At 64.4% G+C, this 26,465-nt stretch carries 26 protein-coding genes; 17 read left to right on the top strand and 9 right to left on the bottom strand.

Annotation, left to right across the window (positions count from 1 at the left end):
- Nucleotides 1-228: 228 nt before the first annotated feature.
- On the bottom strand, nt 229-1,209 hold the full coding sequence (locus C8J43_RS15505; RefSeq protein ID WP_133031683.1) for an NAD(P)H-quinone oxidoreductase: 981 nt from the start codon (nt 1,207-1,209) through the stop codon (nt 229-231).
- Between the two features lie 124 nt (nt 1,210-1,333).
- Between C8J43_RS15505 and C8J43_RS15500 the strand changes: the two genes are divergently transcribed.
- The 14 genes from C8J43_RS15500 (at nt 1,334) to C8J43_RS15435 (ending at nt 16,218) form a co-directional block, all read left to right on the top strand.
- Nucleotides 1,334-1,528, top strand: coding sequence for a DUF1192 domain-containing protein (locus C8J43_RS15500; RefSeq protein WP_056047521.1), 195 nt, complete (start codon nt 1,334-1,336; stop codon nt 1,526-1,528).
- A gap of 305 nt (nt 1,529-1,833) precedes the next feature.
- A complete protein-coding gene (gene clpA / locus C8J43_RS15495) occupies nt 1,834-4,152 on the top strand; it encodes an ATP-dependent Clp protease ATP-binding subunit ClpA (RefSeq protein ID WP_133031682.1) in 2,319 nt (772 codons plus the stop codon).
- Between the two features lie 664 nt (nt 4,153-4,816).
- Nucleotides 4,817-6,493 (top strand): diguanylate cyclase, encoded by a 1,677-nt coding sequence (locus tag C8J43_RS15490; protein WP_243645600.1) that lies wholly within the window; start codon nt 4,817-4,819, stop codon nt 6,491-6,493.
- Nucleotides 6,494-6,595: 102 nt separating this feature from the next.
- Nucleotides 6,596-6,796: a hypothetical protein gene (locus C8J43_RS15485; protein WP_133031681.1), complete on the top strand. Its 201-nt coding sequence runs from the start codon at nt 6,596-6,598 to the stop codon at nt 6,794-6,796.
- 54 nt (nt 6,797-6,850) lie between these two features.
- Nucleotides 6,851-7,090 (top strand): exodeoxyribonuclease VII small subunit, encoded by a 240-nt coding sequence (locus tag C8J43_RS15480; protein WP_056047509.1) that lies wholly within the window; start codon nt 6,851-6,853, stop codon nt 7,088-7,090.
- Nucleotides 7,091-7,094: 4 nt separating this feature from the next.
- Nucleotides 7,095-7,994 carry a polyprenyl synthetase family protein gene (locus C8J43_RS15475; protein ID WP_243645599.1) on the top strand — a complete coding sequence of 300 codons (900 nt, stop codon included), beginning with the start codon at nt 7,095-7,097 and terminating at the stop codon, nt 7,992-7,994.
- A 9-nt stretch (nt 7,995-8,003) separates the two neighbouring features.
- Nucleotides 8,004-8,510: a pantetheine-phosphate adenylyltransferase gene (gene coaD, locus C8J43_RS15470; RefSeq protein ID WP_133031679.1), complete on the top strand. Its 507-nt coding sequence runs from the start codon at nt 8,004-8,006 to the stop codon at nt 8,508-8,510.
- Nucleotides 8,511-8,646: 136 nt separating this feature from the next.
- Nucleotides 8,647-9,369, top strand: coding sequence for a peptidylprolyl isomerase (locus C8J43_RS15465; protein ID WP_056047501.1), 723 nt, complete (start codon nt 8,647-8,649; stop codon nt 9,367-9,369).
- A gap of 7 nt (nt 9,370-9,376) precedes the next feature.
- A complete protein-coding gene (queA, locus tag C8J43_RS15460; RefSeq protein ID WP_133031678.1) occupies nt 9,377-10,402 on the top strand; it encodes a tRNA preQ1(34) S-adenosylmethionine ribosyltransferase-isomerase QueA in 1,026 nt (341 codons plus the stop codon).
- An 8-nt stretch (nt 10,403-10,410) separates the two neighbouring features.
- The gene (locus C8J43_RS15455) at nt 10,411-10,884 is read left to right on the top strand and encodes an EF-hand domain-containing protein (protein ID WP_243645598.1); all 474 of its coding nucleotides are present in this window, start codon (nt 10,411-10,413) and stop codon (nt 10,882-10,884) included.
- 1 nt (nt 10,885) lies between these two features.
- Entirely contained in the window at nt 10,886-12,037 is a 1,152-nt protein-coding gene (gene tgt, locus C8J43_RS15450) for a tRNA guanosine(34) transglycosylase Tgt (protein ID WP_133031676.1), read from the top strand.
- Nucleotides 12,034-12,231 (top strand): hypothetical protein, encoded by a 198-nt coding sequence (locus C8J43_RS15445; RefSeq protein WP_197978314.1) that lies wholly within the window; start codon nt 12,034-12,036, stop codon nt 12,229-12,231. Before tgt ends, C8J43_RS15445 begins: the two co-directional genes overlap by 4 nt.
- Nucleotides 12,232-12,239: 8 nt before the next feature.
- Nucleotides 12,240-15,065, top strand: a complete 2,826-nt coding sequence (locus C8J43_RS15440) for a pitrilysin family protein (RefSeq protein ID WP_133031675.1) — start codon at nt 12,240-12,242, stop codon at nt 15,063-15,065.
- A gap of 157 nt (nt 15,066-15,222) precedes the next feature.
- Nucleotides 15,223-16,218, top strand: coding sequence for a cell wall hydrolase (locus C8J43_RS15435; RefSeq protein WP_133031674.1), 996 nt, complete (start codon nt 15,223-15,225; stop codon nt 16,216-16,218).
- 669 nt (nt 16,219-16,887) lie between these two features.
- On the opposite strand, the gene C8J43_RS15430 is transcribed toward C8J43_RS15435, so the two are convergent.
- The 7 genes from C8J43_RS15430 to C8J43_RS15400 all read right to left on the bottom strand — a co-directional run bounded on the left by C8J43_RS15430 (nt 16,888) and on the right by C8J43_RS15400 (nt 21,043).
- A complete protein-coding gene (locus tag C8J43_RS15430; RefSeq protein WP_056047490.1) occupies nt 16,888-17,115 on the bottom strand; it encodes a hypothetical protein in 228 nt (75 codons plus the stop codon).
- Nucleotides 17,116-17,220: 105 nt separating this feature from the next.
- Complete coding sequence (locus C8J43_RS15425) at nt 17,221-17,433, bottom strand: cold-shock protein (protein ID WP_031394996.1); 213 nt, start codon at nt 17,431-17,433, stop codon at nt 17,221-17,223.
- Between the two features lie 278 nt (nt 17,434-17,711).
- A complete protein-coding gene (locus tag C8J43_RS15420; RefSeq protein ID WP_183128697.1) occupies nt 17,712-18,125 on the bottom strand; it encodes a glycine zipper 2TM domain-containing protein in 414 nt (137 codons plus the stop codon).
- 73 nt (nt 18,126-18,198) lie between these two features.
- Complete coding sequence (locus tag C8J43_RS15415) at nt 18,199-18,642, bottom strand: DUF3597 domain-containing protein (protein ID WP_133031673.1); 444 nt, start codon at nt 18,640-18,642, stop codon at nt 18,199-18,201.
- Entirely contained in the window at nt 18,639-19,934 is a 1,296-nt protein-coding gene (locus tag C8J43_RS15410; RefSeq protein WP_133031672.1) for a hypothetical protein, read from the bottom strand. The genes C8J43_RS15415 and C8J43_RS15410 overlap by 4 nt, the downstream gene beginning before the upstream one ends.
- Complete coding sequence (locus C8J43_RS15405; RefSeq protein WP_133031671.1) at nt 19,931-20,173, bottom strand: hypothetical protein; 243 nt, start codon at nt 20,171-20,173, stop codon at nt 19,931-19,933. The genes C8J43_RS15410 and C8J43_RS15405 overlap by 4 nt, the downstream gene beginning before the upstream one ends.
- A 540-nt stretch (nt 20,174-20,713) precedes the next feature.
- The gene (locus C8J43_RS15400) at nt 20,714-21,043 is read right to left on the bottom strand and encodes a hypothetical protein (RefSeq protein ID WP_133031670.1); all 330 of its coding nucleotides are present in this window, start codon (nt 21,041-21,043) and stop codon (nt 20,714-20,716) included.
- A 170-nt stretch (nt 21,044-21,213) separates the two neighbouring features.
- On the opposite strand from C8J43_RS15400, the gene C8J43_RS15395 reads away from it, so the two are divergent.
- From C8J43_RS15395 to C8J43_RS15385, 3 genes are read left to right on the top strand one after another with little or no spacing between them, the layout of a single operon-like run.
- The gene (locus C8J43_RS15395; protein ID WP_133031669.1) at nt 21,214-21,486 is read left to right on the top strand and encodes a BrnT family toxin; all 273 of its coding nucleotides are present in this window, start codon (nt 21,214-21,216) and stop codon (nt 21,484-21,486) included.
- On the top strand, nt 21,446-21,745 hold the full coding sequence (locus tag C8J43_RS15390) for a BrnA antitoxin family protein (RefSeq protein ID WP_133031668.1): 300 nt from the start codon (nt 21,446-21,448) through the stop codon (nt 21,743-21,745). Before C8J43_RS15395 ends, C8J43_RS15390 begins: the two co-directional genes overlap by 41 nt.
- Nucleotides 21,697-23,466: a DNA repair ATPase gene (locus tag C8J43_RS15385; protein ID WP_165899644.1), complete on the top strand. Its 1,770-nt coding sequence runs from the start codon at nt 21,697-21,699 to the stop codon at nt 23,464-23,466. The genes C8J43_RS15390 and C8J43_RS15385 overlap by 49 nt, the downstream gene beginning before the upstream one ends.
- On the opposite strand, the gene uvrA is transcribed toward C8J43_RS15385, so the two are convergent.
- The gene (gene uvrA, locus C8J43_RS15380) at nt 23,463-26,357 is read right to left on the bottom strand and encodes an excinuclease ABC subunit UvrA (protein WP_133031666.1); all 2,895 of its coding nucleotides are present in this window, start codon (nt 26,355-26,357) and stop codon (nt 23,463-23,465) included. The genes C8J43_RS15385 and uvrA overlap by 4 nt on opposite strands.
- Nucleotides 26,358-26,465: the final 108 nt, after the last annotated feature.

Raw genomic sequence — 26,465 nt, 5'->3', positions numbered from 1 at the left:
TCAGCATGTTTCCCCGCGAAGGCGGGGTTCCAGACTGGGCTCCCGCCTTCGCGGGAGAACAAGTTTTGTTAGGCGACCGAACTGAACGCACCACCCCGGCGGAGGCCGGGGCCCAGTTGGAGAGGTAGCAGTAATGGAGCGCACCGCGTCCTTACTGAGCACCCCCAACTGGGCCCCGGCCTTCGCCGGGGTGGGGTAGTGTGGGTGGCAGGCGTTTGCCCCTTCCCCTTACTCCATCGTCAGCACGATCTTTCCGACGTGGTCGCCTGCTTCCATCCTCGTGTGCGCGGCGGGGGCGTCGGCGAAGGCGAAGGTGCGGTCGATCACCGGCTTCAGCTTGCCCGCCTCGACATGTGGCCAGACGGTGCGCGCGAGTTCGTCGGCGACCAGCGACTTGAATGCCGTATCGCGCGGACGGAGCGTTGAGCCGGTCAGCGTCAGGCGGCGGCGCATGATCTCGAACAGGGGGACCGTCGCCATCATGCCGCCCTGGACCGCGATCGACACGTGCCGGCCGTCCTCCGCGAGGCATTGCAGGTTGCGGGGCACGTAGTCGCCGCCGACCATATCGAGCACAGCGGCGACGCCCTTGCCGCCGGTGATCTGCTTCACGCGCTCGACGAAATCCTCCGACTTGTAGTCGATCGCGTGGGTCGCGCCGAGGCTCAAGGCCGCTTCGCACTTCGCCTTCGAGCCGGCGGTGACGATGATATCGATACCGAACACGTTGCACAGCCCTATCGCCATCGTGCCGATGCCGCTGGTGCCGCCGTGGACGAGGACCGTGTCGCCCTCCATCGCGTAGGCGCGTTCGAAGAGGTTGGTCCAAACGGTGAAGAGCGTCTCGGGTATCGCCGCCGCCTCGACCATCGTCAGCGCTTCGGGGACGGGGAGGCACTGGCCGAACGGTGCGACCGCGTATTCCGCGTATGCGCCGCCCGAGATCAGCGCGCAGACGCGCTGGCCGATCTGTTCGTCGCCGACGCCGTCGCCGACCGCGACGATCGTGCCGGAAATCTCCATGCCGAGGATGGAGGGCGCACCCGGCGGGGGCGGATACTTGCCCTGGCGCTGCATGACTTCGGGGCGGTTGACCCCGGCCGCCGCGACCTTGACCAGCACCTCGCCCGGCCCGGCCCGCGGCACGGGACGGTCGACGAGCACCAGGACATCGGGACCGCCGGGCTGTTCCGGATCGATCGCCTTCATGACGTCAGGTAAACCTAAGTTATTCGATTTGTTTTCGGGTATCGCGGTCATCTGCTCGTCACGTCCCTTTTGAACTTCGCGCCTTATTGACATCACTCGGGTGCGGGTCAACGTTACAGAAATTATGGACCCGGAAGACACCCCCTCCCGTCCCGACGATCTGCTCGACGCGCTCGTGCGGCAGGACCTCGATCCGTTGTCGGTCGCCGAGCTCGATGCACGCATAACCGTGCTGCAGGGCGAGATCGCCAGATGCCAGGTCAAGAAGGACCGTGCGGTCAGCCACCGCGCCATCGCCGACGATCTTTTCAGGCGGTGACCGCCGCCGCGGTGCCTTTGATTGCGGCCACGGCATCGACCGGCACTGTCCTTTCGACCGATGAGGGACGGCCTCACCGCTTCGTCATCCCAGCAGACGGATGGATCCAGAGTTACGAGCGTCCGCCTTTATGGCTCTGGATCCTGGGTCGAGCCCAGGATGACGGCGTGGGTAATGCGGGTCGTTCGATCTTTAACCGACGCAGGAACGGACGGGGCCGGGTTCAAGTGCTTGATGCGACCGATATCAGTTCCGACATAGTGGCAAAGGGCTTGCGTTCTCGCGGCCCGACAGGAGTATTGTAAATGCCATCATTTGCACCCGCCCTCGAGACCACGCTGCACAAGGCGCTCGAGGCGGCATCGTCCCGGCGCCACGAATATGCGACGCTGGAGCATCTGCTGCTCGCGCTGATCGACGACGAACATGCGTCGAAGGTCATGACCGCGTGCAACGTCGAGATCGGCGATCTGAAGAATACCGTCTCGCACTACCTCGACAGCGAACTCGACGCGCTGAAGGTCGATGCGGCGACCGACCCCTCGCCCACCAGCGGGTTCCAGCGCGTCGTTCAGCGCGCCATCCTGCACGTCCAGTCCTCGGGCCGCGACGAAGTGACCGGTGCCAACGTGCTCGTCGCCTTGTTCAGCGAGCGCGAGAGCTATGCCGTGTATTTCCTGCAACAGCAGGACATGAGCCGCCTAGATGCGGTCAGCTTCATCAGCCACGGTGTCGGCAAGGGCGGACAGCAGGCGACCGAAGCATCCACGCCAAAGGGTGCGGACGACGAGAAGCCGGCCAAGGGACAGGAGAAGGGCAAGACGGAAAGCGCGCTCAAGCAATTCACGGTCGACCTCAACGAGAAGGCCAAGAACGGCAAGGTCGATCCCCTGATCGGGCGCGGGCCGGAGGTGGATCGCACGATCCAGATCCTGTGCCGCCGGTCGAAGAACAACCCGCTGTATGTGGGTGATCCCGGCGTCGGCAAGACCGCAATCGCTGAGGGTCTCGCACGTAAGATCGTCGAGGGCGACGTGCCAGACGTGCTGTTGCCAGCGGTGATCTATTCGCTCGACATGGGCGCGTTGCTGGCCGGGACGCGGTATCGTGGTGACTTCGAGGAGCGCTTGAAGGCGGTCGTCAACGAGCTCGAGAAGCTGCCTGACGCGGTGCTGTTCATCGACGAGATCCACACCGTGATCGGTGCTGGTGCGACCAGCGGCGGGGCGATGGATGCGTCGAACCTGCTCAAGCCGGCTTTGTCGGGCGGCACGATCCGGTGCATCGGTTCGACGACGTACAAGGAGTTCCGCAATCACTTCGAGAAGGACCGTGCTCTGTTGCGGCGCTTCCAGAAGATCGACGTGAACGAGCCGACGATCGAGGACACCATCAAGATTCTCGCCGGCCTGCGCTCGGCGTTCGAGGATCACCACAACGTCAAGTACACACCCGATGCGATCAAGTCGGCGGTCGAGCTGTCGGCGCGGTACATCAACGACCGCAAGCTGCCGGACAAGGCGATCGACGTGATCGACGAGGTCGGCGCGATGCAGATGCTGGTGCCGCCGAACAAGCGCAAGAAGACGATCACACCGAAGGAGATCGAGCAGGTCATCGCGACGATGGCACGCATCCCGCCGAAGTCGGTCTCGACCGACGACAAGCTGGCTCTGGCCACGCTCGAGACGGATCTGAAGCGCGTGGTGTTCGGGCAGAATGCGGCGATCGAGAAGTTGTCGTCGGCGATCAAGCTGGCGCGGGCGGGCCTGCGCGAGCCGGAGAAGCCGATCGGCAACTATCTGTTCACCGGGCCTACCGGTGTCGGCAAGACCGAAGTCGCCAAGCAGCTGTCGACGATCCTCGGCATTCCGCTCCAGCGGTTCGACATGTCCGAATATATGGAGCGGCATTCGGTCAGCCGTCTGATCGGTGCGCCTCCGGGCTATGTCGGGTTCGACCAGGGCGGTTTGCTGACCGATGCGATTGATCAGAACCCGCACTGCGTCCTGTTGCTCGACGAGATCGAGAAGGCGCATCCGGACCTGTTCAACATCCTGTTGCAGGTGATGGACAACGGGCGGCTGACCGACCAGCACGGCAAGTCGGTCGATTTCCGCAACGTCATCCTGATCATGACGACCAATGCGGGCGCTAGCGACATGGCGCGCGAGACGGTCGGCTTCGGCAATTTGTCGCGCGAGGGCGAGGACGAGGTGGCCGTAACGAAGATGTTCACGCCGGAATTCCGCAACCGTCTCGATGCGGTGGTGCCGTTCGGGTACCTGCCGACCGAAGTGGTCGCGCGGGTGGTGGACAAGTTCATCCTCCAGCTCGAACTCCAGCTGGCGGACCGCGGCGTGCACATCGTCCTCGACGACGAGTCGAAGGCGTGGCTCACGACCAAGGGCTATGACAAGCTGTACGGTGCACGACCGATGGGTCGCCTGATCCAGGAGAAGATCAAGCAGCCGCTCGCCGAGGAACTGCTGTTCGGCAAGCTGGTGCACGGCGGCGAGGTGACGGTGAAGATGAAGGACGGCGCGCTGTCGTTCGCGATCGAGCCTGCCGCGCCGAAGAAGCCTAAGAAGAAGGGCAAGGTCGAGACCGTCGAGACTGAGTAGTCTTGGGTTGCGGTTGAGGTGAAAAGCCCGCTGTCGGAGCGATCCGGCGGCGGGCTTTTTATGTAGCGGGCGTTTTGAAGGTGACGGTTTCGGGCGGTCGACTTCCGCGTGGTGGCGCTGAACTTCCCGAGGTCACCGCATCACCTGGGCTGGCTTCGGTCCTATCCCTCACATCGAGAGAAGCGTGTTCTTCCGCGACGGCGGACATTTGGCTGGGCTCCTGCCTTCGCGAGAGAATAAGAAGCAGGCTGCTATCGAACATGCCGGTACGTGCCCCGAAGGTACTTCACCTCCCCGGCGGAGGCCGGGGTCCAGTTGGGGGACGTAGCTGACGACGCGCAACGCTCCGTTACTGCGACCTTTCCAACTGGACCCCGGCCTCCGCCGGGGAGGTACTGATGTCCGAATGGGATAAGGCCGACAAGTTTTCGCAAGGCAAGTGGGACGACTGATATGGCTTTCCCAGATTTATATCGGTCAGCCGCTCCTATCGTCCCCGCCGAGGGAAGGTGGCTGGCGCTCGCCACACGGAGGGGCGGTGCGCGATCACCTTTGTTCCGTGTCCGCCCCCTTCGACGCTTCGCGCCCCTCTGGCGGGGAACGATTTACAACCAAATTGGACCACGTTTACCGATAATTTGGGAAGCGGTGCTAGTGTGGCGACATGGAACGTTTGGCATGGCTGCGATGGATGATCGGCGCGGTGGCGCTGTCGTTTTGCGTTGCCTTCGCGACTCCGGCCGCAGCCATCACGGGCACACCCGTGTCGGTATGCGTGCGTCCCGCATTATCCGGCCAAACGCCGAAAGCACTGTTCGCGCACCCTGACGGGTTCGACTGCACCACACCGCAGACGCGGTTCGGCGGCGGCGATTTCTGGGTGGTGTCGAAGCCCCTGCCCGCGAATACGACGCGGGCCGATACCGTGCGGATCGGCAGCACATGGGTGAACCGCGTCACGCTGTATGTCCAGTATGCCGATGGCGCGATCCGCCAGACCGGGTTCACTTCGCGCACCGCAGGACAGTTGCTCGGGCTTGGCGCGGTGATCGTCCAGCCGATCCCGTATCACGACTCCGCGCCGGTTCGGCTGCTCTGGCACATCGAGGGCGCGGCGAACCTGCGCGGTCTCATCCTCGGCCCTGCGATCGCGGACCACCAACAACGCGATGTTACCGAAATCCTGCTGGCGGCATTGTACGGCGCATTTGGCGGGATGGCGCTGGCGCTGATCGTCTACAACCTGGCTCTGTGGGGGGCGCTGCGCCAGGCTTTCCAGCCTGCCTATTGCCTGCTGGTGCTGTGCCTGCTGGCCTATGCGCTGACGTCGTCGGGAGCACTCGGGCAGATGGTCCCCACCCTCGACAATAACGACCGGCAGCGGCTGAACACGCTGTTCCTCGCCGGGTCCGCCGTCTCGGCCTTGCTGTTCGCGCGCGCGTTCTTCGAGCGGCCGGTGTTCGCAGGATGGCTGCGACCCGCGAGCACCTGGGTGATGGTCGCGTTGCTGAGCAGCGCAACCGCGTGGGCAGCCTGCGCACCGTGGCATTTCCACGTGCTCGATAGGTTGCTCGCGACGGCCTACCTCGCGTTGCTGATCCTGATCCCCACCGTCCTTTACAACGCTTGGCGAACGCGCAGCCATTTCCTGTGGCTGTTCTCGCTGGCATGGAGCGTGCCGATCGCGGTGGCCGGCCTGCGCGTCGCGAATGCATTCGGCCTGCTGAAATGGAGCCTGTGGCTCGACAATTCGACAATCCTGTCGATGGCGCTCGAATCGATGCTGTCGAGTCTGGCGATCGCGTATCGGATCCGACTGTTGAGCGTCGAGCGCGACGAGGCCCGAGAACAGGAGATTGCCGCGCGGTTGCTGGCGGATACCGAACCACTGACCGGACTGCTCAATCGTCGCGCGTTCCTGACGCGTGCGATCGGCCGTCCGGGCGACCAGATGCTGCTGATCGCCGACGTCGACCACTTCAAGCGCGTCAACGAGAAGATCGGCCATGACGGCGGCGACGAAGTGCTGCGCGTAGTGGCGCGCGCGCTGCGCAACGCGGTGCCGGCGGATGCGCTGGTCGCGCGGATCGGCGGCGAGGAATTCGCGATCCTGCTCGACGCGGCGAACGCCGTCTCGCCCGACGCGGTGCTCGATCGCCTGCGCCGTCAGCGGATGCCGTTCGACATCGTGGTGACCGCGAGCATCGGCGCCTGCACCGGGCCGTTGCTGCACGAGAAGGACTGGAAGCACCTGTATCACTGCGCCGATGGCGCGTTGTTCGCGGCGAAGGCTGCCGGGCGCGATCGAGCGCGCGAAGCCCCGGTGTGCATCGCCGCCTGAATGCCGACTGACCGCCGCCTGACCGCTGCCGGGGTTTGACGGTCGACTTGTCGGCACGCGACATTTGCGACATGATCGCACGCATTGCCGGGGGGACGCACGATGCGAAATCACAAGGGGACGCTGCTGATCGCGGGGCTGGTCACGCTGACCGCGATCGCCGTGCGCCATCCTACCGTCGATCTGCGACTGGTCACGCACGACGTGCGCGATCCCGCGCCGCATCGGATGCAGGCGGCGGTCGACTTCGGCCTGGTCGGCGTCTCCGTGCTCTATACCTGGACCGTGAGCCGGCTGCGCTGAACACGCGCGCCATGTCCTTGACCCCCATCGCGTGCCTGCGCCATAGCGGCGGACATGGACACGCCGATCGAAGACCTCGCGTTCGAGGATGCACTGAAGGAACTCGAGCTTATCGTCGGGAAGCTGGAAAGCGGCGACACGCCGCTCCAGCAGGCGATCGAGCTGTACGAGCGCGGCAACAAGCTGCGCCAGCGGTGCGCCGACCGGCTCGACGCGGCGCAGGCGCGGATCGAGGCGATCCGGCTCGATGGCGAGGGCAAGCCCGTGGGCGTGCGCCCGTTCGCGGCAGGCTGAGCCGGTGGCAGCGATTTCCACCACGCTGAAGGACGCGCTCGCCGAGGTTTCGGCGGAGATCGACCGGCAGTTCGACCGGTTGCTGGCGATCCCCGACGATCCGCGTCACGATCTGTACCGGGCGATGCGCCATGCGGCGATCGGCGGCGGCAAGCGCCTGCGGCCGCTGCTCGTGTTCGCGACCGCCAACCTGTTCGATGTATCACGCGACTGCTCTGCACGAGCCGCGACCGCGCTGGAGGCGATCCACGTCTACTCGCTGATCCACGACGATCTGCCGTCGATGGACGACGACGACATGCGCCGCGGCAAGCCGACCGTGCACAAGCTGTTCGACGAGGCGACCGCGATCCTGGCGGGCGATTGCCTGCATGCGCTGGCGTTCGAGATCCTCGCCGATCCCGCCACGCATCCCGATCCGTTCGTCCGCATCGAACTGGTTCAGGATCTCGCGCGCGCCGCCGGCCCCAACGGCATGGCGGGCGGGCAGAAGATGGACATCGAGGCCGAAAACACGCGGTTCGACCTCACCACCGTCACGCGGTTGCAGCAGATGAAGACCGGGGCGCTGATCTCGGCGTCGGTCGAGGCTGGGGCGATCCTCGGGCGCCTGCCACCCGAGGGGCGCGTCGGGTTGCGCGGCTATGCGCACGATCTGGGGCTCGCGTTCCAGATCGCCGACGACCTGCTCGATGCCGAGGGCGACGAGGCGGTGGTCGGCAAGTCGCTGCGCAAGGACGAGGTCGCGGGCAAGGAGACGTTTCTGTCGCTGCTCGGCCCCGAGCGCGCGCGCGAACAGGCACGGATGCTGGTCGACCAGGCGATCGCGCATCTCCATAGCTATGGCAAGGAAGCCGATCTGCTGCGGGATATCGCCCGCTACGTTCTCGAACGCGACCGCTAGGAGAGCGCAATGACACCGCGAATCGGCGTTTATCCCGGCACGTTCGATCCGGTCACCCTGGGTCACATGGACATCATCCGGCGTGGCGCGAAGCTCGTCGATCGACTGGTGATCGGCGTTACCACCAACCCGTCGAAGTCGCCGATGTTCACGATCGAGGAGCGGATGGCGACGGTGCGCCGCGAGGTGGCGAGCATCGGCGGCGACATCGAGGTCGTCGCATTCGATTCGCTGCTGATGGATTTCGCCGAACGGCAGGGTGCAAAGGTGATCGTCCGCGGCTTACGCGCCGTCGCCGATTTCGAATATGAGTACCAGATGGCCGGGATGAACCAGCAGATAAATCCGCGCGTCGAAACGGTGTTCCTGATGGCCGACGTCGCGTTGCAGCCGATCGCCAGCCGGCTGGTCAAGGAGATCGCGCTGTACGGCGGCGATATCGCCAAGTTCGTGCCGGAATCGGTGCGGGTCGAGGTCGTCGCGCGGGTCGAGAAGATCGGTCGCAAGGGGAGCTGACCTCCTTCGCCCCTCCCTGGAAGGGAGGGGAGCAGTTCGGCGTCAGCAGCCACGCACGTTCAGATTGGCGCAAGCGGGGATTTGCTCTAAGTGGCGGCAGCCTGGTTGCGCCGGGCCTCTTGCGAGTGGGAATTTGATGCGCTTTTTCGTCGGAATGTTCGCGTTGCTCGGGTGCCTCGTCACGGTGCCAGCCGCAGCGCAGAAGAAGGATGTCGTGGCAGCGCCTGCGCGCCTGACGCCGCCGCTCACGACCGATACGCAGAATTTGCTGTTGCTCGATCTGTCGACCGGCGGCCGCGTGACGATCTGGCTGCGGCCCGACGTCGCGCCGCTGATGGTCGAGCGGATCAAGACGCTGACCCGTCAGCATTTCTATGACGGCCTCGCGTTTCACCGCGTGATCGACGGCTTCATGGCGCAGGGCGGCGATCCCAAGGGCGACGGCACCGGCGGCTCGACGCTGCCCGACCTGAAGGCCGAATTCAATTATCTGCCGCACGTCCGCGGCGCGGTATCGGCGGCACGATCGGACAAGGAGGACAGCGCCAACAGCCAGTTCTTCATCGTCTTCCAGCCGCGCCTGAGCCTCGACAAGAAATACACCGTGTTCGGCCGCGTGATCGACGGGATGCAGTATGTCGACGCGATCGAGCGCGGCGAGCCGCCGGCGAACCCGTCGCGGATCGTCCATGCCTATATCGCGGCGGACAATCCCCCGGCGTATGTCGCTGGCCCGCCTGCCCCTGCGCTCGGTGCGCCGGTGACGTTGCCGGGAACGGCTTCGGGCCCGAACGCGGCGAAGCCCAAGCTCGCGCCGGCCCGCAAGGCGCCGGTCAAGAAGGCGCCTGCCAAGAAGTGAGACTCCGTTGAACGTCGACCTTTTCGACTTCGACCTGCCGACCGACAACATCGCGCTGCGCCCCGCGGCGCCGCGTGATGCTGCACGGATGCTGGTGCTCGAAGGTGACCGGACCCTTGATGCGGGCGTATCCGACATGCCGTCTTTGCTGCGGCGTGGCGACATGCTCGTGTTCAACGATACGCGCGTCATCCCCGCCCAACTCGAAGGACGGCGCGGCGATTCGAAGATCGGTGCGACCTTGCACAAGCGCGAGGGCCCGCGTCGGTGGCGGGCATTCATCCGCAACGCGCGGCGACTTCACGACGGCGACGTGATCGCGTTCGGCAACGGCGTGAGCGCGGCGGCGGTCGATCGCGAAGACGACGGCAGCTACGCACTGGTATTCGCTGGCGACGAACCGGTCGAACTGCTGCTCGAACGCGCGGGCCACATGCCCCTGCCCCCGTACATCGCCAGCAAGCGCCCGACCGACGAACGCGATGCGGACGATTACCAGACGATGTTCGCGTCGGAGCCGGGGGCGGTCGCAGCCCCGACGGCGGCACTGCACTTCACGCCCAAGTTGATGGCGGCGCTCGACGCGGCGGGGATCGGTCACGCGACGCTGACGCTGCATGTCGGTGCGGGGACGTTCCTTCCGGTCAAGGCAAACGATACGACCGAGCACCGGATGCACGCCGAGTGGGGCCGGATCGATGCCGCCACCGCCGACCGGCTCAACGCGGTTCGCGCGAACGGTGGTCGGGTGATCGCGGTGGGTACGACGTCGCTGCGGCTGATCGAGAGTGCAGCCGGTGAGGACGACGTCATTCGGCCGTTCGACGGCGATACCGCGATCTTCATTACCCCCGGATACCGGTTCCGCGGGATCGACGGGTTGATGACCAATTTTCACCTCCCGCGCTCGACTTTGTTCATGCTGGTGTCGGCGCTGATGGGCCGCGAGCGGATGCAGGCGGCGTACGCCCATGCGATCGCTGGAAAGTATCGGTTCTACAGCTATGGCGACGCCTCGCTTCTGCTGCCATGACGGGCGGCATGCTGCTCGCTTTTGCTCTGCTTCAGGCTATCACGGCCGCGCCGCCGCCCGCGGGCGCGCCGCCGCCCGCGGGCGCGCCGCAACCACCCGCGACGATCTTCGCCGAGCCGGCTGCACTGTTCATCGCCGCGTGCGATGCGAACGGTGACGGCCGCGTGACGCAGACTGAGCTGACTGCGTGCGTCGCGCGGAGCTATGCGACCGCCGAGGGCGCTGCGTCGGGATCGATCGGGTACATTGCCTATGCCGATTGGGCGCAGGCGTGGCTCGGCGATCGCAACGCATTGCCAAGTCCGTTCGAGATCGATCGCGACGGCGACAACCGGATCACGCTCGTCGAACTCCACGCGCGGTTCGCGCAATTCTTCGTGCGGTTCGACCGCGACAAGGACGGCGTGCTGACTCGTGCCGAACTCATCACCATCCGCGGCGCGCCGGCCGGCGATCGCTACGGCCTCCGCAAGAAAAAGTAATATGACCACCCGCCCCCGCTTCGACTTCACCATTTCCGCCACCGACGGCAAGGCGCGCACCGGCGTCATCGCGATGCAGCGCGGCGACATCCGCACGCCCGCGTTCATGCCGGTCGGCACCGCCGCGACCGTCAAGGGGATGAAACCCGCCGACGTCGTCGGTGCAGGCGCGGACATCATCCTCGGCAACACCTATCATTTGATGTTGCGGCCGGGTGCCGAGCGGGTCGCGCGGCTGGGCGGGCTGCACGCGTTTTCGGGGTGGTCAAAGCCAATTCTCACCGACTCCGGCGGCTATCAGGTGATGAGCCTTGCCGACCTGACCAAGCGCTCCGAGGAAGGCGTCTCGTTCAAGTCGCACCTCGACGGCACGAGGCATCTGCTGAGCCCCGAGCGGTCGATCGAGATCCAGCGGCTGCTCGGCTCGAACATCGTCATGGCGTTCGACGAACTCGTGCCGACAACCTCGACGCGTGAAGTGCAGGCGGCGGCGATGGAGCGATCGATGCGCTGGGCGAAGCGATCGCGCGCGGCATTCGATGCGGGCGAAGATCATGCCGAGAACAACGCGATCTTCGGCATCCAGCAGGGCGCGTTGAACGAGGGCTTTCGGAAGTCTTCGGCGGATGCGCTGATCGATATCGGCTTCGACGGCTATGCGGTCGGGGGGCTGGCGGTCGGCGAGGGCCAGGAGGCGATGTTCGGGTGCCTCGACTTCGCGCCGGACCAGTTGCCGGTCGACAAGCCGCGCTATCTGATGGGGGTCGGCAAGCCGGACGATATCGTCGGTGCGGTCGAACGCGGGATCGACATGTTCGATTGCGTGATGCCGACTAGGTCGGGTCGCACCGGCCAGGCCTTCACGCGGACCGGCCCGATCAACATCCGCAATGCGAAGTTCGCCGAGGATATGGGGCCGCTCGATCCCGCCTGCCCCTGCCCCGTGTGCGCGACCTGGGGCCGGGCGTATCTGCATCATCTGGTACGGTCGGGCGAAATGCTTGGCGCGATGCTCATGACGGAGCATAACATCTGGTTCTACGAAACGCTGATGGCGGATCTGCGGGCGGCGATCGCCTCGGGCACGCTGACGCGGTTCGCGAATGATTTCCGTGCGGTGTATGCCCGGAAGAGTGAAGGAGAGCCCAAGTGACCATCAAGATCGACAGCGACACCCCGAACGAAATCCTCGCCGCCGCGAAGGAGGCAAAGCTGCAGGCCGAAGCCGCCGCGCATAACGCCGCCGAGAAGGCCAAGAGCTGGCCGCTCGCGAAGATCGGGCTCGGCGTCGGCATCGGCTCCGCGGCGATCGCGGGCGCGGTGCTGTTCGCGAACCGCAACAAGTAAGGATCTCCATGCGCCTCCTCCGCTCCGCGCTGCTGCTGACCGCAGCGTGTCTTCCCGTAGCGGCGGTGGCGCAGACCGCTCCCACGCAGGTTTCCGTGAAGCCGCTCGCCTACACGGAGCGCACGCTGCCGAACGGCCTGCGGGTGTATGCGATCCGCGACACGGGCACGCCGAACGTGTCGGTGCAGGTCTGGTACGACGTCGGCTCGAAGGACGATCCCAAGGGCAAGTCCGGGTTCGCGCATATGTTCGAACATCTCATGTTCAAGTCGACGCGCAACCTCGTGTCGGAGCAGATGGACCGGCTGACCGAGGATGTCGGCGGTTACAACAACGCGTCGACCAACGACGACTATACCAATTATTACGAGGTGATCCCGGCGAACCACCTCCAGCGACTGTTGTTCGCGGAGGCGGACCGGATGGCGAGCCTCGTCGTCGAGCCCAAAAGCTTCGGCTCGGAGCGCGACGTCGTGAAGGAGGAACTGCGCCAGCGGACTCTAGCGCAACCGTACGGCAAGCTGTTCTCGATCTATTATCCGGAACTCGCCTATCAGGTTCATCCCTATGCGCGGCCGGGGATCGGCAGCCTGGAGAATCTCGAAGCGGCCGGAATCGACGACGTCCGGGCGTTCCATGCGACCTATTATCGGCCGGACAACGCGATCCTCGTGGTGTCGGGCAATTTCGATCCGGCACAGCTGAACGGCTGGGTCGACCAGTATTTCGCGGGGATCAAGAAGCCGACCGCGCCGATCCCGCGCGTGACGGTGGCCGAGCCTGCACGGGCCAAGGCAGTGACGCGGACGGTGTACGAGCCGAACACGCCGTTGCCTGCCGTGCTGGTCAGCTATCACCTGCCGCCGGACCGCGACGCGGATATCCCCGCGCTGACGGTGCTGAAAGCAGTGCTGGCGACCGGCGAGAGTTCACGGCTGTACGAAAGCGTCGTTTACCGGGACCAGCTGGCGCAGTCTGCGGAGGCCATGCTCGATACCAAGCAGGCGACCGGCAACATGGTCGTCTATGCCATCCTCGCAGGCGGTAAGACGGTCGAGGCGGGTGAGGCCGCGTTGAAGCGCGAGATCGCCCGGTTCCGCGATGCACCGGTGACCGCCGCGGAACTGGCGGAGGCAAAGAACGAGATCCTGACCGGATCGATACTGTCGCGCGAAACTGCGGAGGGCAAGGCGAGCACGCTGGCCGCAGCGGTGCTGATCGATGGCGATCCGGCGGCGGCTGACAAGCAGTTGGCGGCGATATCGCGGGTGACGGCGGCGGATATCCAGCGGGTCGCGCGGAAATATCTGGCCGAAAATCAGTCCGCTACGATCCGTTACATGCCACTTGCCGCTAAACCTGCGGGCGGTATCGTGGATACGATCGCAGTGGCGCCGACGGTGCAGGTTGCCGACCTAAAGGCGCCGACGAATATCGAGATCGTCACGCCTGCTATCGAAGGCCAGCGCGTCCAGCCGCCCGCGCCCAGTGCGCCGGTATCGCCGACGATCCCGCAACCGGTCGAGACCCACCTTGCCAACGGCATGCGACTGGTGACGGTGGAGCGGCACGACCTGCCGATCGTCACCGCGTATCTCGTGACCGCAGGCGGCGCGGCGACCGATCCGGCGAACCGCGCCGGCGTCAGCAGCCTGTCTGCCGACCTGTTGACCAAGGGTACGAAGACGCGGTCCGCGACGCAGATCGCGCGCGCCATCGAAGGTCTTGGTGGTGTGATCGGCAGCGATGCGGCGAGCGACGGGGCGTCGGTCGACGTGACCGTGAAATCGGATCAGCTGGCGCCCGCGATGGCGATCCTCGCCGACGTCGCGATCAACCCGGCGTTTGCGCCCGAGGAGATCGAGCGTGCACGCACGCAGCAGGTCGACGCAGTCACGCTGGCGCTTAAGGACCCCGCGCAGGTTGCCGGGCTCGTCGCGGACCGGGCGGTGCTTGGCGCATCGCCTTATAGTGCGCCCAGCGGGGGAACGCCGCTATCGCTGAAAGCGATCACGCGCGACGACATCACCGCGGCCTATGCGCGCAGCTTCCAGCCGGACCAGGCGACGCTGATCATGGTCGGCGACGTCACCGCCGCCAAGGCCAAGGCGTTGGCCGAGGCGCAGTTCGGCCGCTGGACGACACAGGGCGCAGGTGCACCGAAGGCTACACCGGTCGTCTATCCCAAGCCGCGCGTGATCGTCGTCGACATGCCCGAGGCGGGGCAAGCGGGCGTCGTCGTCGCGCGGCCGGGCATCGAACGCGCCGACCCGCGCTATTATCCGCTGGCGGTGGGCAACACCGTGCTCGGCGGCGGCTTCTCGTCGCGGCTGAACCAGGAAATCCGGATCAAGCGCGGGCTGGCCTACGGTGCGGGCAGCGCGCTGGATGCGGGCAAGACCCAGGGGACGATCGCCGCGCGAACGCAGACCAAGAACCCGACCGCCGCGGAGGTGGTGACGCTGATCGCCGCCGAGATGACCCGGATGGGCTCAGCCCCCGTCCCGGCGGCCGAACTCGACACGCGTAAAGCCGTGCTGATCGGCAATTTCGGACGCGGGATCGAGACGACCTCCGGTGTCGCCAACATTCTCGGCGCGTATGTCCAGAACGGCGTACCGCTGGGTGAACTCCAACGCTTCACGGCCGCGGTCGGAGCGGTCGATCCAAAGGCCGTACAGGCGGCGGCGATCGCGCTGCTCGACCCGAAGGCAGCGAGCATCGTCGTGGTCGGCGATGCGAAACAGTTCATCGCTCCCTTGCGCAAAGCTTATCCCAACGTCGAAGTCATTCCCGAAGCCGCCTTGAACCTCGACACGCCAACCTTGCGGTAAACAATTCCTGCCACGACGCCGTGCGTCCCGAGACGGGACGCACGGTAAATACGGAACAGTTCGCGGCGGCATAATCGGCTATGCTCCGATTGTCCCGCGGCGTTCGGGCAAAGGCGAGGTAAGTCGGTTGCGGGTTCAGATGCGAACATTTCGGCTGATGCGCCGCATCTGGTTGGGCATGGTTGCGGTGCTGTTGGTGATCGGTGCCGGGATATCCGCGCAGGCCGCACTGCGCGCCATCGCGCGCCACGGCGCGGTAACGTCCGATCGCACGGGTGCCCCGACCTTGCCGGGCGATACCGCTTTGCCAATGGTGTCGGACAAGCAGGAAACCGCGGCGCCCGCTGCCGGCGTGACCGGAACGATCGACCTTCCCGACCTGCCCATCCCTGCCGGTACGGCGATCGACGTCGGTATCGTCCCCGCCCGGCCGTTCTCGACGACCGGTATCTCGGCCATAGATCGTGGCCGCGCGGTGCAGTGCCTGACCGCTGCGATCTATTATGAAGCGGCATCGGAACCTGATGCCGGCCAGCAGGCCGTCGCGCAGGTGATCCTCAATCGCACGCGTCATCCGGCGTTTCCCGCGACCGTGTGCGGGGTGGTGTATCAAGGGTCCGAACATGCCGGCTGCCAGTTCAGCTTCGCGTGCGATGGCGCGATGGCGCGCATTCCCAATCGCGCGGCGTGGATGCGTGCGGCGCGGACCGCGGGCATGGCGCTGTCCGGCTATGTCTACGCACCGGTCGGGCTGGCGACGCATTATCATACCTATGCGGTGACCCCGGCGTGGAACCGCGGCATGGTGATGACCGATGTCGTCGGCGCGCATTTCTTCCACCGATGGAAGGGGTATTGGGGAACATCGGCCGCGTTCAGCCAGCATTATGGCGGCGGCGAGCCCGTGCCGGGACCGCACACGCCACTGGCACCGATCGCTCCGCCCACGCCGGCGATGATCGCGGCAGGCATCGCCGCGGCGGATGCCGTTCCGACTCCGAGTGTTGCCGCTGTCTCGATGGCGTCGGTTCAGCGGGGCGCGATGTCGATGAAGTCCGCCACCCCTCCACCCGCGCCGGTGGCCGGCGACATGCTGCCGCCCGAATCGCAGATCCTGGATCGCTGGAAGGACTCGGGGAAGCCGTTGAAATAGGACCGATCGACATTCAGTGTGTTGGGGTGCGGCAGTGCCACGATTGCTCCGTCGCTCGGCAATGTTCCGTGGTTATACCCATCGCCATCTAACCATCGTCATCCCCGCGGAGGCGGGGACCCATATGCTCACGCGTCGGCGATCACATCGCGAGGTTTGCCATCATGGGTTCCCGCCTGCGCGGGAATGACGACTATTTGCTTCAAAGTATGATCAGCGACGGGTTCCAGGGCACACCGTTTCGCGGGCCAAATTCTACCGATCTGGCGGCATCGCCGATGCTGAAAGTAGGCTCTCCTGATTAAAGCCGAAGGGGCCGGCATAACGCGCGAAAGAGCGGATTGGTGGTTCAAACTGATTGTCGATCAGTTCCAGGCATCGACGCCTAGAGCCGCACGACTTCCACCGCCTGGGCACAGGACGGTCCCAAAGGTTGGCCATCACGGACTGGTTTCCGGGCTGAACTTGCCCAATCCAGTAACGTCGATTTCGCCGAATTGCGGGTGCAGGCGGTTCTCAAGCGTACGCGAGGGTTCGATGCGACGGGATCGAGGGTCTGCGGACTTAACCGGCCCTAGGCGGCCGCCTTCTGATAAAGAAAAGCCCGGGCGCTGGTTGCGCCCGGGCTGTTTTCACTTGTCGATCGCATCGCGGTGATCGCGGGTGCGCCTATTCGGCGGCGACCATCACGTTCATCATGTTCATGCGCTCGCCGCCCGGAGGGGCTGCTTCGCGCGCGGCGCGGAGGACCTGGGTGCGCTCGGCGCGCGAGGCCATTTCGTCCCAGGCCTTTTCGGCGCGGCGGCAGCGGTCGCGGACATTGTCGAGGAGGGCGGCATCGCCGTTGCGACGCTCTTCATCAGCGCGGGCCCGGTAAAATTCTGGATTATCGGCCATGCTGGTGCGCTCCTGCGGGAAATTTCAAAGGGGTGATGCGGCGGCCATGATAGCCGCCGCATCGCAACCGAGATCGGGTTGGCGGACCGTAATCCGCCAGCGTGATCAATCGGCTGGCTGGAGGTTCACGGCCGACTGCTTGCCACGCTTGTCGGGCTCGAGCTCGTAGGTGACGCGCTGGTTCTGGTTCAGCGTCGGCATGCCGGCGCGCTCAACCGCGGTGATGTGCACGAATGCATCGTTGCCGCCGCCATCCGGCGCGATGAAGCCATAGCCCTTGTCGGCGTTGAAGAATTTTACGGTTCCGGTGATAGCCATGAGATGGCTCCTTCTTAGTATGGGGCAACCCGACGTTCGGGCGGCCCGTGCCGCGGAGCAGGGAAAGAAGGAGAAAGGTGCCGCAAAGCGCCAAGAACCGTCGATATGCGACTGTAGCTGAGCACCATATGGGCCAAGATCGCCGGAAATGCAAATCTTGCCGATAAAATGGCTCAAGAAACACGTCGATTTACACAACTAATATTTTCGTGCCGCCATCCCTAAGCAGCAATACTGCGCGACGACCGGCACCGATATTTCGGTGCCGGTCGAGCGGCTTAGCGGCAACGCGTCTCGTTGCTGTTGCGGTCGATGGCACGCCCGGCCAGCGCGCCGCCGGCTGCCCCGAGCACGGTGCCGAGCAGACCCGAACCACCCGGTGCGATGACGTTGCCGAGTACGCCGCCCGCGACTCCGCCGACGATCAGCCCGGTGGTGCCGTCGTTGCGGCGGCAATAATACCGGCCGTCGTTACCGCGATAGACGCGCTCGTTCTGCGACAGGCGGCGCTCGCGATAGCGGCGGTCGTCGCGGTAATAGCGGCCGGCATCGTAGCCGTTGTACGCCGGGTCCGGCCGATTATAGTCGTAGGACCGATAGCGCGGGTCGGCGCCGTAGCGACTGCCGCCGTCGCCGACGCAACCGGCGACCAGGGTGGAGGCGGCCAGCAGGCCCAGCATCGCAACGCGCATGTCGTGTCCTTTTCGTGGATATCGAGAGCGTAATGATCGGCGCCGGGGTTTGGTTGCCGGCGCCTATCCCACATCAGTCCTTGAGGTTGGCGGGCACAGTGCCGCCGTTCTTCTCAAGCTCGCGCATCACGGCCTTGATCAGCCACATGTTCATCTCGGCGCTGCCGTCCTTCGCGCCGGTATAGCCGAGCTCGGTGGCGAGTTCCTTGCGGTTGTCGAGGCTCGAATCGAGATCGAGCAGCTTCATCAGGTCGACGATCGAGGTGCGCCAGTTGAGGTCGGAACCCTTCTTCGAAGCGATGCCCGACAGCACGGCCTCGACGTCGACCGGCTGGGCGGGCGCGGCGGGCGCGGCCTGCGGAGCCGGCGCGGCAGGGGTCGGTGCTGGCTGGGCGGCGGTAGTCTGCGGCGTGGGCGCTGGAGCCGGTGCGTCGGCCTTGGGCGTACCGAAATGGCCGCTGCCGAGCGGGCCGTGCTCACCGAAGATGGCGGACTTGATCTTGCTGAAGATGCTCATGGGGGGTCTCCGTTGATGAGGCGTATGGCGGGAGAACGCCCGGTGGCGGATTTGGGTGCAGGGTCCGCAAGCGCCGGCGCCAGATCGGCCGCGTCGCGCGACTGGCCGGGGCCGGCGCTGGGCGAAGCATCGTCACGGGGTTCGAATTCGGGGTCGGGTTCGCTCGGGCGTTCCGGATCGAACATATCGGCGAGCGCCGCGACGCGCGCCGCATCGGTGGGGGCCACCGCGTCGACCTCTTCATCGCCGATCAGCCCGCAGTCCACCGCATAGCCGATGAACCAGCTGTCGCGGTCCGCGCCCTCGACGACAACCCGCTCGGCGGTCTCGCGGTCGCGCGGCGCATCGAGGATGATCACCTCCTCCTCGGAACAGTCGCGGCTGTAATCGTCGTCGCCGAAATTGCTGCCGTCCTCTTCGTCATAGTCGCTCGGCGGTGGGAAGCGGGTGCGCCAGGCACAGGTGACGTCGTCCCACCAAACCGGGCATTCGCCGTCGGGTCCGTCGGGCTCGACCGCCGGAAGTGCAGAAAGTGCAGACGCTGGAGCAGGTTTCGGGGGCGCGGGTTTGGCGACGGGTTCGGGGGCTAGACTGAGCAGCCCGGCGGCCTCCGCGCGCGCCCATTGCTCGGCCGTCCAGCCTGCGCGGGCGGCGGGATCGAGATCGGCGACGTCGATCTCCGACGCGAGGCCGGCGTTGCTGCGAAGCCAGCGGTCTGCGCGGGCGAGCGCGACGATCGGCGCCATCCCCTCCCCTGCGTCGGACGATCGGACGCGTTCGCCGAGGAACAGACCGGCGCGCGCCGGGCCTGCATCGCGCTCGACGAGGTCGAGGAACGCGTCGAACTCGGTCGCGATCAGGCGGGCGGCGGCGTTGGTGGTCTCGCTCTCCTCGGCATGGCGATCGAGCCGGGCGAGCAGCGACATGGCGAGGCGGTTGTCGAAGCGGTGGCGTTCGATCACGTCGCCGTCGGCCTTCGTGAGGCGCTCGATCTGGCCGACCATCGCGCGACAGAACAGCGCCTCGGCGACGATCGGTCGCGCGACGAGCTTGGCGGCGTCCCAGCCGAGCGCGAACGCCGCGCCCGCTGCGCGGCGGCGCAGGCTGTACGCGGCGCGTGGCGACAGGCCGACGCTGGCGGTCGCCTCGTCGACGGTGGCACCCTCGGCGATGCGTTCGAGAAAGCCGCGCTGGCGCTCGGGGGACCAGCCGTCGATGCGCTGGCGATGTTGCCGCGTGAAGGAGTCGATGGGCGGCGCGTCGACACCTTGGTCCTGGAGATCGGCGGTCACTTGCGCATGGTCCGGGCGAGCGCGGTCCAGCGGTCGCGGTTGGCGGCGATCTCGGGGGATACGGGGATGCGGTTGCCGATCCGGCCGGCGTCCACATGCGCTTGCCAGGCCATGACGTTGCGGACCGCGTCGGGGAGATGGTCGGGGATCGGGGGTTCGTAGCGTGGCCGGGGTGCGGGGATCGCGCGCGTTGCGATGTAGCACGGGGGCGGGTCGGCCGGGGTGGGTGCGTTCGCCATAATCGATCCTCGTTGCGGAGAGGACCGATCAGGTATGCCGGATCGGGGTGTGTAGGACAGCGGTTTTATGGGGTGGATGCGCGTCCGGACGCCCCCCTCGTCATCCTGACGAAAGTCAGGACCCAGGGTTACGGGGTATGGCGCTTTAGGCTCTGGGTCCTGACTTTCGTCAGGATGACGGAAGGGGGATGGCGGCTGGCGTCGGCAACGTGGGCGTGGCGGAGGGGCGTGACCGACTGGCGTGGCGCCCCCCCTCCCCGCGTCATACCGGACTTGTTCCGGTATCCACCGTTCCGCACGGCCGCCGCTATCGCGTTCGGGGGACCGTGGACCCCGGAACCAGTCCGGGGTGACGAAGCGAGGGTGACGGCGTCGGGATCAGCTTCGACGGCCGGGCCTTTCTTATCCTCCCCCGCCAGGGGGAGGTGGCACCGCAGGTGACGGATGGGGAGGACACGGAACGAAGGTCGTCGCCCCCTCCCCCTCCGCCTAGCAAGCGCCAGCCACCTCCCCCTTGCGGGGGAGGATCAGGAAGGCGCGTCAGCCGAGCGTCGAACCGCGATCCGCGGCGAACGACGGGGCCGGGCCGGTGGCGGGGCGGAGCGACTCGCGCTCGGCCTTGGTGGGGACCGCGGTGGGATCGGGGCGGAAGGCGTCCGGCGCGCGATCGGTCGCACCCGGGCGGGGCTTGTCGAGCGCGAGATCGGGCGCGGCATGCTCGGCGGGGTTGGCCTTCGAGCGCAGGAACACCGCCAGCAACGCACCCCCAAGACCGATCGCCGCGGCCCCGATCGACAGCGCGTTGATGCCGAACGTCTTGGCGTTTGGCTTGGAGCTGGGGGCGGGCTTGTGCGGGTGAGGCTTGGTCATGGGAATGTCCTTTGATGCAGCCTCGGAAACGGACGGTCGGTGGCAGGGGTTCCGCTTTCCGCTGGCGACCGAGATGCATCCGTTACCGATACGATTACCCTTGCTGAGTGTGATGACACGCTATGCTCTGATTGACGGTGGCATTGTTGTAGTTACATAACGGGTCGGATGTGGAGATCAGCTTCGACCCGGTAAAGCGCGCTTGGACGCTGGCGGAGCGAGGGCTCGATTTCGCCGATGCGGGCAAGGTGTTTGCGGGGACGGTGTTCGAGTTCGAGGATGACCGCGTCGCGTATCCCGAGCGGCGATATTCGACGATCGGCATGCTCGAAGATCGCATGGTCGTGGTAATATGGGTCGACGCCGAAGACGGCCGGCGCGTCATATCGATGAGGAAGGCCAATGCCCGAGAACGCACGCGATTTAAACGCTACCTCGCTTGATCCGAACGACGACGCGCCGGAGTGGACGGACGAGATGTTCGAACATGCCGAGTTGGCGATCGGCGGGAAGGTGATGCGGCCGGCGACGGGCTATCTGGGGCCGAACGGCGTCGTGAAGGGCCGCCCGCCGCTGCGCGACCGCGCCAAGCAGCAGGTGACCTTGCGGCTCGATCCGGATGTACTGGCGAAGTTTCGCGAGGGCGGGCCGGGGTGGCAGGGGCGGATCAATGCTGCGTTGCGGACGGCGGCGGGGCTTTAGAGACTGCTGACTTGACGGGAACATCGCGCCGCCGCACTTTCCCGTACAAATGTTACCTGATTAGGGAGGCCTTTTTGCCTGTTGTTCTCAGACCCGGAATGAAGGTCGGAAACGTCTCAGCAGAAGACGACATGATCTATTTGGAAAATTGTTTCGTATCTACAGCCAATGCGAATGCTGCAAAATCGATGGATGATCCACGATGCATTATCCTTGGCAGGACAGGCAGCGGTAAGAGCGCACTTATTTGGGAAATCGAGAACTCCCAGCAAAATGTTATTAAAATAGATCCCGAGGCACTTTCTTTAAATTTCATCAGCAATTCTGATATTATTCCATTCTTTGAAAATCTAAACATTAAGTTGGACGTTTTTTACCAATTACTGTGGCGGCATGTCTTAGTAGTTGAGGTTATAAAAGCCAAAAAGCAGTTTTATGACGAGAAGACAAGCAAGAGCTGGATCGATGGACTCTTGGAAAGGTTCAAGTCCAACCCAAAGAAGAAACAAGCACTCGAATATCTTTTCGAGTTCGGTGATTCATTTTGGTCTGACACCGAAACGCGAGTCCGAGAAGTCGTTCAAGGAATCGAGAAAAAGCTACAGGACGAGTCTGGCATCGACGTAAAGGCCTATCTAGCAAGCATAAAAGGAAAGAGTGCGGCAGAGACTGCCGAACGAATTTCCGTAACTACCGAAGTCATTCACAAAGCTCAAAAGGTCGTTGACCAAGTCCAGATACAGAGACTGAACGACGTAATCGAGTTGCTAGCTACAGATATATTTGCCGATGACCAGCAAAGGTATTATATAGTTATAGATGACCTCGATAAGGACTGGTCTCATGATCAAATTAGGTTCAAACTTATTAGGGCGCTAATTGAAACAATTAAGAAATTTAGGCGACTTCGTAACGTAAAAATTATAATTAGTCTTCGGGCAGATCTACTTCAGACCGTTCTCAAGTACACAGCATCATCAGGCTTTCAGATTGAAAAATATGAGGACCTCTTTTTGCGGCTGAGATGGTCACGTGATGACCTTTTATCGCTACTCACCAAGAGACTAAATTTTAGCTTTAAAGATCAGTACACGGGCAAAGAAATTGAGATATATGATGTTTTTTCACGAAAAGTTGGCGATGATGATGCACTGTCGTACATTTTAGAACGAACATTAGATCGTCCACGCGATCTTATAGCTTTTGTGAACCAGTGCTTGGAACAAGCGCCCGGTCAAACACAGATAACTTCTCGAGTTATCCGTGATGCAGAAACGACCTATTCTTCAAAGAGGCTTACGTATCTGGCTGACGAATGGCGAGAAGTCTACGGTGCCCTAGAGCCCGCAATCGGCTTTCTCAAAAATCTCGATGCAAGATTTATGGTCACTGATCTTAACAATTCAATAATCGATGACTTTTGCATAGGTCTTTTGAGTTACGGTGAAGACACGGAAACACTTGCCTTTTCGCGTGAGTGCAATGCTCTCGCAGGTGGGCATGCAACATCTTCATGGGTTCGGGACGGATTCCTGCAAACAATGTATGTGATAGGCGCAATTGGCGTTAAGATAGCAAAAAATAGTCGGTTCGAATGGAGTTATAAAAACGAACCAACTCTAGACATTAACCGGGTAGATCACGAATCCAAATTCGCGATCCATCCGATGCTTTTCAAAGCGCTAAATGTTTATGCCGACCCGAAGAGGATCGAGTCCTAAGAGGAGGTACCTCTCTTCTGCAGCAACGGCGCCAGATACTTCCCCGTAAAGCTACCCTTGGCCTTCGCCACCTTCTCCGGCGTGCCTTCGGCGACGATCTCGCCGCCCTTGACGCCGCCCTCTGGCCCCAGGTCGAGGACCCAGTCGGCGGTCTTTATGACGTCGAGATTGTGTTCGATCACGACGACCGTGTTGCCTTGCTCGACCAGCGCGTGGAGGACTTCGAGCAGTTTGCGCACGTCCTCGAAGTGGAGCCCGGTGGTGGGTTCGTCGAGGATGTAGAGCGTGTTGCCGGTGGCGCGGCGCGAGAGTTCCTTGGCGAGCTTGACGCGCTGCGCTTCGCCGCCCGAGAGCGTCGTCGCCTGCTGGCCGACCTTGACGTAGCCGAGGCCGACCTCGACCAGCATCGCCATCTTGTCGCGGATCGGGGGGACCGCCTTGAAGAACTCGGCGGCGTCCTCGACCGTCATGTCGAGCACGTCGGCGATCGAATGGCCCTTGAACTTCACCTCGAGCGTCTCGCGATTGTAGCGCGCGCCGTGGCAGACGTCGCAGGTGACGTAGACGTCGGGGAGGAAGTGCATCTCGATCTTGAGCACGCCGTCGCCCTGGCACGCCTCGCAGCGGCCGCCCTTGACGTTGAAGCTGAAGCGGCCGGGCTTGTAGCCGCGCGCCTGTGATTCCGGCAGGCCGGCGAACCAGTCGCGGATCTGCGTGAAGCTGCCGGTGTAGGTGGCGGGGTTGCTGCGCGGGGTGCGGCCGATCGGCGACTGATCGATGTCGATGACCTTGTCGAGATACTGGAGGCCGGTGATCTTGTCGTGCTTGCCCTGGACGATGCGCGCGCCGTTCAGCTCGCGTGCGGCGGCGGCGTAGAGCGTGTCGATCGTGAAGCTCGACTTGCCCGAGCCGGAGACGCCGGTGATGCAGGTGAAGGTGCCGAGCGGGAGGCTGGCGGTGACGCCGCGCAGGTTGTTGGCGACCGCGTTGTGGACGGTGAGCTTCTTGCCGTTGCCTTTCCGACGCGTGGTTGGGACCGGCACCTCGCGCGTGCCGTTGAGATAGTCGGCGGTGATGCTGCCCTTCGACTTGAGGATCTGCTTCAGCGTGCCTTGGGCTACGACCTGGCCGCCGCGGACGCCGGCGCCCGGGCCCATGTCGATGATGTAGTCGGCGGTGCGGATCGCGTCCTCGTCATGCTCGACGACGAGCACGGTATTGCCGAGATCGCGCAGACGGCGGAGCGTCTTGAGGAGCATGTCGTTGTCGCGCTGGTGCAGGCCGATCGAGGGCTCGTCGAGGACGTAGAGCACGCCCGACAGGCCGCTGCCGATCTGCGACGCGAGGCGGATGCGCTGGCTTTCGCCGCCGCTGAGCGTGCCGCTGGTGCGGTCGAGGTTGAGGTAGTCGAGGCCGACGTTGTTGAGGAAGCCCAGGCGCTCGACGATCTCCTTGAGGATGCGTTCGGCGATCGCGTTCTGCTGGTCGCCGAGGTGCTGCGGCATGTCGGTGAAGAACTGGAGCGCGTCGACCACCGAGAGATGCGTGGCGTAGGAGATGTCCTTCATCGCGATCTTGACCGCGAGCGCCTCTGGTTTCAGGCGCGCGCCGCCGCAGACTTCGCAGGGGGCGGCGGACTGGTACTTGCTCAGTTCCTCGCGCATCCAGGCGGAGTCGGTCTGGAGCATGCGGCGGTTGAGGTTGCCGATGACGCCCTCGAACGGCTTGCTGACGTCGTATTTCTTCTTGCCGTCGATGAAGGTGAGCGTGACGGGCTTGCCCTTCGAGCCGTGCAGGATGGTGCTCTGGACCTCCGGCGGGAGGTCCGACCAGGGCGTCTCGATGTCGAACTTGAACTCGCGCGCAAGGCTGCCGAGGACCTGCATGTAATAGGGCGATGGGGGGTTGGATTTCGCCCACGGGACGACCGCGCCCTTCTTGATGCTGAGCATGTGGTTGGGGACGACGAGGTCTTCGTCGAACAGCAGCTTTTCGCCGAGGCCGTCGCAGGCCGGGCACGCGCCTTGGGGTGCGTTGAACGAGAACAGGCGCGGCTCGATCTCGGAGATGGTGAAGCCGCTGACCGGGCAGGCGAACTTCTCGCTGAACACGATGCGGCCGTCTGGGGCGTTGTTGCCGAGGATTTCGGACTTGGGCGTGTGTGGCTCGACCGGGTCGGCGGGGTCGACATAGGCGAGGCCGTCGGCGAGTTTCAGTGCGGTTTCGAAGCTCTCGGCCAGACGCGTGGCGATCTCGCCGCCGACGACGAGGCGGTCGACGACGACTTCGATGTCGTGCTTGTACTTCTTGTCGAGCGCGGGGGCTTCGTCGATGTCGTGGATCGTGCCGTCGATACGGACGCGCGCGAAGCCCGCCTTCTGCCACTCGGCGAGTTCCTTGCGGTACTCGCCTTTGCGGCCGCGGACTACCGGGGCGAGCAGGTACAGGCGGGTGCCTTCGGGGAGCGCCATGACGCGGTCGACCATTTGGCTGACGGTCTGCGCGGCGATCGGTTCGCCGGTGGCAGGCGAGTACGGGATGCCGACGCGCGCCCAGAGCAGGCGCATATAGTCGTAGATCTCGGTGACGGTGGCGACGGTCGAGCGCGGGTTGCGTGACGTCGTCTTCTGCTCGATCGAGATCGCGGGCGAGAGGCCCTCGATATGGTCGACGTCGGGCTTCTGCATCAGTTCGAGGAACTGGCGGGCGTAGGCGGACAGGCTCTCGACGTAGCGGCGCTGGCCCTCGGCGTAGATCGTGTCAAAGGCGAGGCTCGACTTGCCCGAGCCCGAGAGGCCGGTGATCACCGTGAGCGTGTCGCGGGGGATGTCGATGTCGACGTCCTTGAGGTTGTGCTCGCGCGCGCCGCGTACGGAAATCTTGGTCAGCATGAGGCTGGTTCTACTTCTGTTCTGATCGGGAGACTAGTGGGAGAGATAGGAATGCATGAGGCCGGGTGCCAGTTCATCCGCGACGATCGATTGCGTGACGGTCGTCAT

Source organism: Sphingomonas sp. PP-CE-1G-424 (assembly GCF_004341085.1).
Classification (GTDB): domain Bacteria; phylum Pseudomonadota; class Alphaproteobacteria; order Sphingomonadales; family Sphingomonadaceae; genus Sphingomonas.
This window is presented reverse-complemented; position numbering and strand designations above follow the sequence as displayed.